The organism is Francisella sp. SYW-9 (assembly GCF_008711465.1).
GTDB lineage: Bacteria > Pseudomonadota > Gammaproteobacteria > Francisellales > Francisellaceae > Francisella.
The window spans coordinates 1-11,973 of sequence record NZ_VXKQ01000028.1 but is presented as its reverse complement, the minus strand read 5'-3'; the positions used below and the strand labels follow the sequence as shown (position 1 = coordinate 11,973).

The following is an 11,973-nucleotide window of genomic DNA, read 5'->3' as shown; positions in this document are numbered from 1 at the left end:
TTCATTAACTCTTCTACTTGTCTATAACTTAACGGATATGATAAATACCATCTGATTGCTTGGAGTATCAATAATTTGGTAAAGTGCCTGCCTGTGAAATCTATCATTTATATTTTGATATAAAATCTGTGATAAAATTATACTATAAATTCATGCTACTATCAGTTTGCGACAGAGCCCTATTTGGGATCAATTCTATTCTATAGCAGCATAACTGTATCTAGAGCATACTGATTTCATGAAAATTGTCACTGATTTAAATATTTGCGACAGAACCCAATGTATTGTATCATGTTTTAAAATAGTTGACTAATTGAGAGTAGTTAGATACAAAGTGTTGCCTTCAGATGTCTTAAAGTGTTATTTAGAAGTTACTAACAAGATCCAAAGCTCTTCAACTGGAGCTAATTCAAATGTTACTACATTATCTCAAAGTAGATTTGAATTATATAAAAAAAATAATAGTTTTTCAAAGGTAAGAAGCGAAGTATCCTGGAATATAAAACATCATAACTTACAAAGCTTACTACAATATATGATAAAATCAAGACATGCTAATTGCGAGACACAAGCTTTAATTCTTATTTACCTAATTAAAAAAGTATGTCCGGATTTTAAAACCAAAATAATTTGCCTTCAAAAATTTGGTGTCAGAATGCATGCTCTGGTAGGTTGTTTTGACTCTACCGGTAATTTATCCTATATATTAGATCCATGGGCAGGTATTATAATTGATATTAATGAGAGTTATCCTAACTTATCTTTGCCAACATGTCCAAACTCTCTAGATTCTTTCACTCTAGCTAGATTAGGTAGTTTTCCTAAGCCTTTTCTAGATAGATATTATGACTTTATAACAGATGGTCTCTTACAAATAAACATATACGAACCCTTGTATTATGCAAATAAATTTATAATTCGAATTCCATGTTCGACAAAAGATGAAAATATAAAATTAGATATTTCATGTGATGCTGAACTTGATATTTGTATTGATAATGATAAGGAGAAAAAATTAAAACATTCTTTGTTGAATTCATTTCCTGAAATTCGAAATAAATGTCGCATCCACTACGAGTCATTAGAGAATATATCTTTACAAAAGATTATTCAGATTTTAGTAACAAAAAGATCGAATTTAAGTTTTAATCATAAAACATCCACAGGATCATTAGCATTACGATACATAAACACTCATATAAAAGAATTTAAAGAAATATTTCGTGATTACGTATTGCAAAATAATAAATCTATAAATTCGATCACTTACGATGAATTAATTAGATTTTCTATAGGGATGAAAGTAGAGTTTATTGATCATAACATCATCAATAATGATTATATATTTAAAAAACTATCATATAAATTAAAAGATATTTTTACAACAAGATCTATTAAACATGTGGGAATGCGTGGGTTGAGTTTATTTAATGATAATAAAAGATTAGAGGTAAAAATAAATAAACGTTATTCTTTTGCTTCATACTTAAGTAAAGATATTTATGTAGATTCAATAACTGTATATTGAAGTCAAACAGCTAACAAATCATTCGTTTCAGTCACAAACTTAGGCTCTGTCGCAATTTACTGTTGGGATTCAGAAAAAATCTTCTTAAGAAGGATATTTCTTATAAGGCAATAGAGTATATCAAATTAGTGAGTCCATAATCAATAGATTTCCTTCTATCAATTAATGATCCATTCATCGATTTTTTTATACCTATTGAAGCTAAGTTTTTTTCTTCTGAAATAACTATTATATTTTTCATATTTAGCTCATTTTTACAGATTTCAGATGAAAGCTTTAGAATAATTTTTCCATATCCAAGAATTCAGTATTGAGATTTGGCCTAATACGAACACCCCCTACAATATTATTATTAATTTGGAGCCATCTTGTTATACATATATTTTCTTCTTCTTTAAGACATAGTCCTTTATAATACAGCTTAAAATTGGATATAGCCTCTTTATACTTGATATAATTTATATGATCGTATGTCAGAAAGTCATTTACCATCTTTATAAAATCATTTTTATAATGGTATTGTGGAGTTAATAGTTTCATCATGTCTCTTAAGTTTTAATATTGAATATAATATTATTGCAACAAATAGATATTTTAACTGCCTCCGTGGCATAACCTTTACCCCAGTGTTTATAATCTATTACATAGCCTATCTCTACAGCATCAAGCTCACTAACATAAGCAAACCCTGCTCGACCAATAAAATTTTTTTTTATCAAATAACATAAAGATAGGAGTACCATATTTTTCATATCCTCCTACAAACCTCTCTATCATTACAGGAATATCTTGCTGTGATAACGCCCCATTAGGAAAATATTCTCTATTTTTAGGATTAGTATCTAATGCCGTTAATAATTGGATATTTTCTTCACTTCTTGAAATTGGTTTATATACTAGTCTTTCAGATTGTGGTAGTTTCATATAATACACAAACTTTACAAAAGTGATAATTTACGAGTCTACTAGACCTCAATATTATTATCTACCTCTATATAGTACATACTATAAATAAAATCAATCTCTCTATAATACAAATGGATTTAGTAAAAAACATAAAAATATTGTTGATAATCATTATCAATAAGTATAAGATCTAGCTATTCTCTTTTCATTTTAGAGTTAAATACTATGAAGTCACTTGTTACAATCATATCTCTAGTACCTGCTATACTCTTAGCAAATACTCAAACTAATGATTCTTTTAAAAGCTTAGAAAAACAATATAATGGGAAGCTTGGTGTTTATAGTATAAACACTCCTAATAAAACTTCTTTCAGTTATAATGAAAACTATCACTTCCCTATTTGTAGTGTTTTTAAGTTTTTATTAGTTGGTGCTATTTTAGAAAAAGATATGCACAATAAAGGTTTTTTAGAGAAAAAAACATTGATTTCAGAGCAAGATGTTAAAGGTCTTGGATATACTCCAGTTACTGGGAAAAATATCAACAAATCACTTACAATTTCAGAACTTTGCTTTGCTGCAATTCTTAGTGATAATGCTGCGGCAAATATTCTTGTTGAACAAATCGGTGGGATTAAAGAAGTTACTAAATTTGCTAAAAAATTAGGTGATCATGATACTATCATAAAAGATGATGAACCAAAAGTTAACTATACATCCCCTGATAGCAATATAAATAAAACTACTCCTAAAGCCATTACATCAGACCTTTACAAGTTAGTTTCTGGAGATATTTTAGATAAAAAACATAAAGAAATATTTATTCAATACCTACAAAAGAACTATACAGGTAAAAATAGAATAGCTGTAGGTATGCCTAAAAATTGGATAATCGGTGATAAAACTGGAACTTGTGGGGAATATGGTGCAACTAATGATATTGCTATTATATGGCCACAGAATTCAGAACCTTTTGCTTTAGGAATGATGTATACAGATCCTACAGATAAAAAAGCTTCAAGTAATGAAAAAATTATTCAACAAGCAGCTAAAATAGTTAGTGGTAATATCTTAGCTAAAAAATGAAAATAAGAAATTTGTTACATTTGTGAATACTATTTAAGGAATTTAATACTATTCATTGTATTAACTCACTCATCATGTCTAAGCTTATAATTCCTTCATTTAAAAGAGATATATCACCAACTTGGTGAGCATACCAGCAAATAGTAACACTACTATATATAGCTCTAAGTATAGCTATAGTATGAATATTACTTTCAACCTCTCCATAAATATTCCAAAATATTGAATGTGCTTCTTTAGGTAAGTATTGATATACAATAGCAAGATCTATGGCTGGATGAATAAGTTCAGAATCTCCCCAATCAATAATTCCAGACAAATCATTATTATTAATTATTAAATGCTTAGAATATAAGTCACCATGACATAATCTAATCTCCTTAGGAATAGTAATATCCATATTTTCTTTATAAAAATTTTCAATTTTAGAATGTCCATTTGGCAAATTCTTTTTTATTAAAAAATCTATGCGCTTTTTAAATTCTTCATATCTATATCTAAAACCTAGTCTATTCATTTGATCCCTTTTTATTCCCAATGAAATACATCTTTCTATAGGAACGCTATGCAATTCCTTTAAAAAAACTGCTAACTTTTTAGCTATGAATATTCTATTGTCACGATTTAATTTAGCAGTATCTCCAGTTAAACCAGATATATAATTATGAGCATAAAATATATATTCAAATGACTTTGGATATGAACATATATATTTTGGATAAGGAGTATTAATATATTCTGATCGAATACAGTTTGATAATATATTTATTTCATTTGATAATAGTCTTTCAGCTCTCTTATGTTTAGGGAATCTAAAACATAAGTTTTTATTAACAATCCACGTAGTATTATCCCAACCTTGTCCGAGTAATTTAATATTTTTAATTTCAATATCAGGGAAGTTTATATTTATAATTTCAGCTACATGATTGGCTGATTTTATATTTTTATTCTCCCATGGCCTCTCATTCATTTATAACGCCCCTTACTACAAGTAGTATATTTTAATAAACCCAAACTTCCTAACTACCCTTTTAACTTTTGCAAAAACAAAAATTACAATCAAGATTATGAGATTACAAATACTGTAAAGATTTAAAGCATCATATTATAATCAAAAATAAGAAGTTCGCCACATTGATGAAACATTATCAACAACCATACTTCTATCTGGAATATTATTTAAGAAATGTAATCCTGTACGTTGTTCAATGTCTTTTATAGAAGCTCTATAGTTAGCTATCTTTGTTTTATTAACTCTTGCATTTGGCATTACAAAAGCTATAGCCTTATTTTTAGATGGTACATAAATTATCTTAAAGAAATAATCTGGTACTGCTATCTTATTATCACCTATAGTTTTATGGATTGTTTGTTTTTTGTATATTGGTCCAGTATAGACATATATACTGTCATACATATTTGCCCAAATACGTTCATCTGTCTCAAGTCTTTCCCAACCTTGTCTATTAAGTCCAGCCTTCTGTGGTGACATATTAGATAATAAAAATGACTCCTCTGCTGATTTCTTACTAAAGTCCATAGATGCATAAGATGCTAAATGCCCTCGATCATAACCAGAATGCGAATAATCATCTAAAGTCGCTCTATAAACAAAAGGTACATCATCATCTTCTTTAAACTTATCATTTCTCTTAAGCTTATTAGCTACTTTTGCTTTTGTTAGTTTAAATGCAACCCAACTTGCTTCTTTTGTCTTATAGTTATAACCAACCACATAGCCATCTCTACATAGATAAAGATTTACCTGCCCTAAACCACTTGTTACATCAAAGCTAGGATTACCATAAATTAAGAAATCATGGCAGTAATTAGTTACTGCAGGTAAGGTTCTTTGGGGTGAATATTGCTTTAAGTCATTAAATTGATTTGCTTGCTGTTTTTTAGCATCATCACTTTGAGAAAAAAACTTAGCTACAATATTTTGATTATCTTTCGTAGTATAGTTACTTTTTATAGGGATACTTGAAAAGTAGTTATATATGCTATGCCTAAAACTAATAAACCTTTGCTTTAGATCATATTTATCAAAAAAAGTTCCCGAAAAGCCTCCAGCAATAGCTAGGCCCAGAAAGATAAGTATTTTTATAATCTTAAAGGTAGAATTTTTACTACCCTTAGAACTATCTTTTTTATCTGTTGTTTTCTTTGTCATTTCTAATACTTGTGTTATATCATGACTAGATCACGATATCTATAAGTTCATAGTACTATTTAATATGTCTAGTTTTAAATAATAAGAAATCTCTAACTTCTTGCTCTTCAATCAAAGGTAGAATTTCTTTTCTAATTCTACTATAGTAGTTATTAATAGTTTTCTTCTCAGTATAAGTCAACATCCAAGTTTCAATCATTTTAAACTCATAAGGAATCAAAGTTAGATCTTCAAAACAATAAAATTGACCATGGCCTGTAGGAGATTCTTGATTACGTTGTTTTACATAGCATAGATTCTCAATTCTAATACCAAATTCGCCAGAAAAATATGCTCCAGGTTCATTACTTAAGATCATACCAGGCATAAGCTCTACTTTTGATGATGAGTTTATTCTCTGAGGTCCTTCATGCACTCCTAAAAAGCTACCAACTCCATGACCAGTACCATGACTATAGTCTGAACAGAAATGCCACAGATGTTCACGAGCTAACACATCAAGCTGAGATCCTGTTGTCCCTTTAGGAAAAACAGCTCTACCAAGACCTAAATGGCCTTTTAATACTAATGTGTAATATCTTCTATGCTCTTTTGACGGCCTACCGAAGTGTAACACTCTTGTAACATCTGTAGTACCTTCTTTATACTGTCCTCCAGAATCACATAAAAATGGAGCATCATCTTTAATTTCTTTATTTGATTCTTCCGTAGCACTATAATGAGGTAATGCTCCATGCTCAGCATACCCAGCAATATAATCAAAACTATCTTCTAAATAATTCTTTTGCTCCGCGCGATACTCTGCTAATTTAGCTATAGCATCTAACTCTGTAGCACCTTGGTAATTATTTTCCATCCAATGCCACCATTTAATAAATGCTACAGCATCTTTTTTATGAGCATCTTTAGCACCATTTATTTCTATAGAATTTTTTAGCGCTTTACTAATGACGATAGGGTTATTACCTTCTATTAGCTGACTATGTTCATTTTCATTTACAGCTAACTTAACAGCGTAACTAGCAACATTATTATCAATCACAAATTTTGCAGCAAACTTCTTTAAATCATTAAAGAACTCTTCATAATTCATTATTACAACGTTATTCTGCTCAAGATGTTCTTTAACCTCTTGCGTGACCTTATCACTATTGATATATAAGAAAGTATTTTCAATAGTTACAGCCATATAGCAAATAGCTAAAGGCGTATTTTTTATATCTCTTCCTCTTATATTTAATGCCCACATGATTGAATCTAAACTTGTCTCAATCAAGCATTCTGCATTTATAGACTTTAGATAACTTCTAATATTTTTTAATTTTGAGTCAACAGATTGTCCAGCATATTGGATTTCATGAACAAAAACTTCTTCAGCAGGAATAGCATTCTCTTGGTTTAGCTTTTGTTGAGCTTTCGCAACTAAATTTTCACTATCAAAGATAACTTTTCCACCATTTGCTTTTGCTATAGATAGTAGCTTTTCAGCGCCAGTAATACCTATTTTTTTAGGATCTACTGCTAATGTTTTACCATTAAAATTCTCTTTTAACCACTCTTCAATTTTTGATTCATAACCAGTCTGTTTTAATAAAGCAAAATACTTATGATCTAATTGAGCTTCTGCTTGGGAAAAATATCTACCATCAGTTGATAAAAATGACTTATCTATTGTTATTAAAACATCACCTGCGGAACCATCAAATTCACTAATCCAAGCACGATACTGCCAACATTTCGGCAGATACTCATTATTATGGTCATCAGTAGAAGGCACTAGATAAAAATCATAGCTTTTTTGTTTCATTATTTCTTTTAAAACTTGTAATTTTTCAGACATTTAGATCCCCTTATTATCCCTTTTAAATTTATTCAAACCATACAAATGTAGCTTGTCTACCTGTCACACCCTCTTTGCGATATGAGTAGAATCTTTTATTACTATATGTGCACAAACCAGAATCAACTATGTCAAAACAATGATTATCATTTAATATTTGCTTGGCAATAAATTTCATATCAAATAAATACTTACCTTCACTCTTTTGCCTAAAAGCCTGGCCAAAATTCTCATGCTGCTGTACAAATTTATCATGAACATCTTGACCTACCTCATAAAAAGGCTCGCTAATACAAGGACCAAGCCAAGCCACAATATCAAGTCCAACAAACTCTTTTAGAGTCTCTTCTAATACCCCTTTTGATAAACCTTTCCAACCTGCATGTACTGCAGCAACTTTTGTCATACGTTTATCAAATAAAATTATTGGCAAACAGTCTGCAGTTAAAACAACACATGCTTGTTTTGGTCTACTTGTAAATATAGCATCACAAAACTCGCCATCATATTCATCAAAATCTTTAACAATATTTGTATGATTTTGTCTTAACCATTTGACATCAGCATTTACATAAGACTTAAATAAATTACGATTTTTTTCTACTACAAGGTGTTTATCTCCTACACTATCTGAGAGATTTAATTTAGCATACTTTTCTTTACTAAAACCTTGTGTATTATTGGTATATCCTAACTTAAGTCTAGTAAAAGGCGTATTAACAAAAACTACTGACATGTTTTAAATACCTACTTTAGATTATTCACAACCATAGCGATTTTTGACATAATTCTCAACAATCTCAATAAATTCTCCAGAGATATTGTCTCCGCGCAAAGTATGGGCTTTTTTACCATCAATAAATACTGGTGCAACAGGAGATTCACCACTACCTGGTAAACTTATTCCTATATCAGCATTTTTAGATTCTCCAGGTCCATTTACAACACAGCCCATTACAGCAACTTTCATACTCTCAACACCTTTGTACTGTTCTTTCCATTGGTGCATTTTCTCATCTAAATGCTCTTTTACTTGACTAGTCAACTCCCTAAAGAACGAGCTTGTTGTTCTACCACACCCTGGGCAAGATGTTACACTTGGTGTAAATGTTCTCATTCCTAGATTTTGTAATATTTCGCGACAAACTCTAACTTCCTCAGTACGAGGAGCATTTGGAGCTGGCGTTAAAGATACACGTATAGTATTACCTATTCCTTGCTGTAATAATATACCTAAACTTACTGCGCTTGCCACGACACCTTTAGTACCCATACCAGCTTCTGTAAGACCTAGATGTAAAGCATAATCACATTCTTTTGATAATTTTTGGTACACTGCTACTAGATCTTGAACTTCACTAACTTTACAAGAGATTATAATTTTATCTTTAGCTAAACCAAGTTCCTCAGCATACTTAGCACTTTCTAATGCAGATGTTATTAAAGCCTTATGCATTATCTGCTGTAAACTTAATGGCTGCTCTTGAGCATTATTCTCATCAATCAATCTCGCTAAAAGAGCTTGATCTAAGCTGCCCCAGTTTACTCCAATACGCACAGGTTTATCATTTTCTATCGCTATTTTAACTATCTCAGCAAATTGTGTATCTTTTTTCTTACCAAAACCTACATTACCTGGATTTATACGATACTTTGCTAAAGCTTTTGCACACTCCGGATACTTACTTAAAAGAGTATGGCCGTTATAATGAAAATCACCAACTATTGGTACATGACAATCATGCTTTGCTAACTCTTTAACAATATCAGGTACAGCAGCTGCTGCTGGTTCATCATTAACTGTAATTCGAACAATCTCACTTCCTGCTTTATGTAAAGCTAAAATTTGCTTAACTGTTTTTTCAATATCTGCGGTATATGTATCAGTCATCGACTGGACTACAACTGGATTATCTCCTCCAATTAAAACACTACCTACTTTTACAACATTTGTTTTACTCATATCAAAGATTCCAAAAAAATATATTTATACTTCAAATAATCATACAAAAATATACAATGTAAGATTATACCATTATAAAGTTGATTTTTCAGACCTATGTACTTTAAAGATTTAGAAAATTACTTAAATGATTATTTTGAAGTAAATGACTATAAAGACTATGCACCTAATGGCTTACAAATACAAGGTGATAGAGATATTAAAAAAGTTATAACAGGTGTTACAGCATGTCAAGACCTTATTGACTCTGCTATACAAGAAAATGCGGATGCTATTGTTGTTCATCACGGTTATTTTTGGAAAGGTGAAAGTTACCCCATAGTTGGCATGAAGTATGAACGTATCGCAAAACTTATAAAAAATGGCATACATCTTTTTGGCTACCATTTACCACTAGATGGGCATAGAAAAATTGGTAATAATATCCTTTTGGCAAAAAAGCTAAATCTAAATGATATAGAATTCTTTGAGACAGGATCTAAACCTGATATTTCAGTGATAGCAGATTGTAACTTAGACTTAACTAACTTTAGCAAGCTTATTCAAGAAAAACTAAATCGACTACCTACTGTTATAGCTGCAAAAAACCAAAATAAAAGAGTTGCTATCTGTTCAGGTGGAGCACAAGACTTTATAGAGTATGCTTATAATGCTGGAGCTAATACTTTTATATCTGGTGAAATATCAGAAAGAACTACCCATATAGCTCGTGAATTAGGGATAAATTATATAGCAGCTGGACATCATGCAACTGAAAAAGAAGGCGCTAAAGCTATTGCTAAACTGTTAGCAACAGAGTTTAGCTTAGACACAAAGTTTATTGATATTGATAATCCTGCTTAGTTATATTCTTTTTAAATAAAAAACTTAATATTGTTGGTATAAAAGCAAGAATAGCAAATATAATAATTGTAATATCAAATGCTGTTTTTACACTAAAAGTGTTAAAAAACCAATTTAAAAATATTGCAGAAAGTGAAACAGCCATCCCAAAGGTTAGTTGAAATAATATATTATTAATTGCATTTGCATCACTAAGGTTAGGTTTTGGTACATCAATAAATATTCTAGACATATAAGCTGTAAATAAAATTGATCTTATAGCGCCATTTACAAGTAAAATTATACTAATATAAAATAAAGGCGATGTCTGTGTTATTGTTAATATTATAGCAACAGCTATCATCTGAACAATACTTCCTATAGATATTACTAGCTCACTACCAAACGTTTTAATCAAACGATTTACAAATACTTTAGCTCCTAAGTTACCGATAAACATTATCAACAATAAACTCCCAGCTTTTATAGCTGAAAAACCTAAAGCTTGCTGGAAATATAAAGGTATAACAAAAGGCATAGCTCCTGTTGTTATTCTAAAAAATGTAGAGTTTATGATAGAACTTCTAAAGCTATGTATCTTAAAAGCAGAAATATTTACTATGTGATTTTTTGATTTTTTATAATGTATAACGCTTAGTAATGATGTAACAATCAAACCAACTATAAATATAGACCTATAACTTCTAAAGATTGAATCTTTTAAGCACGACTCAAGTAAGAAAATTACAGACATAATTAATACTGCTAGTATTATAAATCCCTTAAAATCAAATGTTTTTTTCTCTACAGCTGAAGTTTTTGTATTGTTTAACAGAAAAACAGATAAAACACATAGCACAACACCTATTGGAATATTTATAAAAAACATATATCTCCAACTCGCATATTTTACGATATATGCACCTAGAATTGGACCTATAACTGGTGCTATTAATGCTGGCCATACCATCCACGCAATTGCCTTAAGGTATTGATCTTTAGGAGTTTGCTTAAATATTATCGTTCTACCAACAGGCACCATAAGTGCAGCTCCAATCCCTTGAATAATCTCAGCAACAACTAGCATCAATATATTAGTGCTTAAACCGCATAGTAAAGAACCTAAGCTAAAAACAGCTATTGATAAAACATATGTATTTTTATCGCCCACTCTATTACTAATCCATGGAGCTATTAGTAAAAAAACAGCTATTGATGTAGCATAAGCAGTAATAGCTAAATTTATATAACTGAAATTTATACCGAAATAATTAGCCATTTTGGGTACAGCTGTGACGACAATGGTGCTATCAAGCATTTCCATAAAAAAAGCTGTTGCTATTATAAGTGAAATTATATTTTTTCTTTGAATCATTGTAGTTATCCTTTTATGCATAGTTACAGCAATCCCGTGAAGGACTACCTTTTAATTAAAAAACTATGCGTTGGATAACGTTAACGCTTACGTTTTGATAAAGATTTATCAAAATACCTGCGAGCATTATAACATAATGAAAAATAAATTAAATAAGGGGCTGTCCTAGATAAGTTTACTTTAAACTCTCTCTAACCCAGTGTCTAATTAGCTTTAGCTGTTCCTTAGAATCACTGTGGTTAAATCTCCACTCACATTCCTTCAAAAACAAGTAAGA

Annotated in this window: 11 protein-coding genes and 2 pseudogenes; 3 read left to right on the top strand and 10 right to left on the bottom strand. The window is 30.3% G+C overall.

All coding sequences use genetic code 11. The annotated features are described in order from the left end of the window. Positions 1 to 107: pseudogene (locus tag F3D62_RS12975) on the bottom strand (IS6 family transposase); the annotation flags it as partial. A gap of 206 nt (positions 108 to 313) precedes the next feature. Between F3D62_RS12975 and F3D62_RS10340 the strand changes: the two are divergent. Then, positions 314 to 1,528, top strand: coding sequence for a hypothetical protein (locus tag F3D62_RS10340; protein ID WP_150468173.1), 1,215 nt, complete (start codon positions 314 to 316; stop codon positions 1,526 to 1,528). A 548-nt stretch (positions 1,529 to 2,076) separates the two neighbouring features. Here F3D62_RS10340 and F3D62_RS13255 read toward each other — a convergent pair. Further along, positions 2,077 to 2,271, bottom strand: coding sequence for a GNAT family N-acetyltransferase (locus F3D62_RS13255; RefSeq protein ID WP_224732680.1), 195 nt, complete (start codon positions 2,269 to 2,271; stop codon positions 2,077 to 2,079). Next, on the bottom strand, positions 2,201 to 2,452 hold the full coding sequence (locus F3D62_RS12780) for a hypothetical protein (RefSeq protein WP_191092600.1): 252 nt from the start codon (positions 2,450 to 2,452) through the stop codon (positions 2,201 to 2,203). Before F3D62_RS12780 ends, F3D62_RS13255 begins: the two co-directional genes overlap by 71 nt. 207 nt (positions 2,453 to 2,659) lie before the next feature. Here F3D62_RS12780 and bla point away from each other — a divergent pair, with 207 nt between their 5' ends. Next, positions 2,660 to 3,520: a class A beta-lactamase gene (bla, locus tag F3D62_RS10330; RefSeq protein ID WP_150468171.1), complete on the top strand. Its 861-nt coding sequence runs from the start codon at positions 2,660 to 2,662 to the stop codon at positions 3,518 to 3,520. A gap of 52 nt (positions 3,521 to 3,572) precedes the next feature. Here bla and F3D62_RS10325 read toward each other — a convergent pair whose 3' ends face one another. The 5 genes from F3D62_RS10325 to ispG all read right to left on the bottom strand — a co-directional run bounded on the left by F3D62_RS10325 (position 3,573) and on the right by ispG (position 9,499). Continuing rightward, positions 3,573 to 4,493, bottom strand: coding sequence for a phosphotransferase family protein (locus F3D62_RS10325; protein WP_150468170.1), 921 nt, complete (start codon positions 4,491 to 4,493; stop codon positions 3,573 to 3,575). A gap of 141 nt (positions 4,494 to 4,634) precedes the next feature. After that, entirely contained in the window at positions 4,635 to 5,696 is a 1,062-nt protein-coding gene (locus tag F3D62_RS10320) for a DNA/RNA non-specific endonuclease (protein ID WP_150468169.1), read from the bottom strand. Positions 5,697 to 5,751: 55 nt separating this feature from the next. Then, entirely contained in the window at positions 5,752 to 7,536 is a 1,785-nt protein-coding gene (locus F3D62_RS10315; protein WP_150468168.1) for an aminopeptidase P family protein, read from the bottom strand. A 28-nt stretch (positions 7,537 to 7,564) separates the two neighbouring features. Next, positions 7,565 to 8,272 carry a peptidoglycan editing factor PgeF gene (pgeF, locus tag F3D62_RS10310; RefSeq protein WP_150468167.1) on the bottom strand — a complete coding sequence of 236 codons (708 nt, stop codon included), beginning with the start codon at positions 8,270 to 8,272 and terminating at the stop codon, positions 7,565 to 7,567. A 21-nt stretch (positions 8,273 to 8,293) separates the two neighbouring features. Beyond that, positions 8,294 to 9,499, bottom strand: a complete 1,206-nt coding sequence (ispG, locus tag F3D62_RS10305) for a flavodoxin-dependent (E)-4-hydroxy-3-methylbut-2-enyl-diphosphate synthase (RefSeq protein ID WP_150468166.1) — start codon at positions 9,497 to 9,499, stop codon at positions 8,294 to 8,296. A gap of 96 nt (positions 9,500 to 9,595) precedes the next feature. On the opposite strand from ispG, the gene F3D62_RS10300 reads away from it, so the two are divergent. After that, a complete protein-coding gene (locus tag F3D62_RS10300; protein WP_150468165.1) occupies positions 9,596 to 10,342 on the top strand; it encodes a Nif3-like dinuclear metal center hexameric protein in 747 nt (248 codons plus the stop codon). Here the strand turns inward: F3D62_RS10300 and F3D62_RS10295 are convergent. Beyond that, complete coding sequence (locus F3D62_RS10295; RefSeq protein WP_191092599.1) at positions 10,317 to 11,696, bottom strand: MFS transporter; 1,380 nt, start codon at positions 11,694 to 11,696, stop codon at positions 10,317 to 10,319. The genes F3D62_RS10300 and F3D62_RS10295 overlap by 26 nt on opposite strands. Positions 11,697 to 11,871: 175 nt before the next feature. Then, a pseudogene (locus F3D62_RS10290) lies at positions 11,872 to 11,973 on the bottom strand (IS1595 family transposase); the annotation flags it as partial.

Bases quoted from the DNA above. Each gene is read 5' to 3' on its own strand.
- bla (WP_150468171.1), top strand. From the start codon at position 2,660: ATGAAGTCACTTGTTACAATCATATCTCTAGTACCTGCTATACTCTTA.
- F3D62_RS10295 (WP_191092599.1), bottom strand. From the start codon at position 11,696: ATGATTCAAAGAAAAAATATAATTTCACTTATAATAGCAACAGCTTTT.
- F3D62_RS10315 (WP_150468168.1), bottom strand. From the start codon at position 7,536: ATGTCTGAAAAATTACAAGTTTTAAAAGAAATAATGAAACAAAAAAGC.
- F3D62_RS10320 (WP_150468169.1), bottom strand. From the start codon at position 5,696: ATGACAAAGAAAACAACAGATAAAAAAGATAGTTCTAAGGGTAGTAAA.
- F3D62_RS10325 (WP_150468170.1), bottom strand. From the start codon at position 4,493: ATGAATGAGAGGCCATGGGAGAATAAAAATATAAAATCAGCCAATCAT.
- F3D62_RS12780 (WP_191092600.1), bottom strand. From the start codon at position 2,452: ATGAAACTACCACAATCTGAAAGACTAGTATATAAACCAATTTCAAGA.
- ispG (WP_150468166.1), bottom strand. From the start codon at position 9,499: ATGAGTAAAACAAATGTTGTAAAAGTAGGTAGTGTTTTAATTGGAGGA.
- F3D62_RS13255 (WP_224732680.1), bottom strand. From the start codon at position 2,271: ATGGTACTCCTATCTTTATGTTATTTGATAAAAAAAAATTTTATTGGT.
- pgeF (WP_150468167.1), bottom strand. From the start codon at position 8,272: ATGTCAGTAGTTTTTGTTAATACGCCTTTTACTAGACTTAAGTTAGGA.
- F3D62_RS10300 (WP_150468165.1), top strand. From the start codon at position 9,596: ATGTACTTTAAAGATTTAGAAAATTACTTAAATGATTATTTTGAAGTA.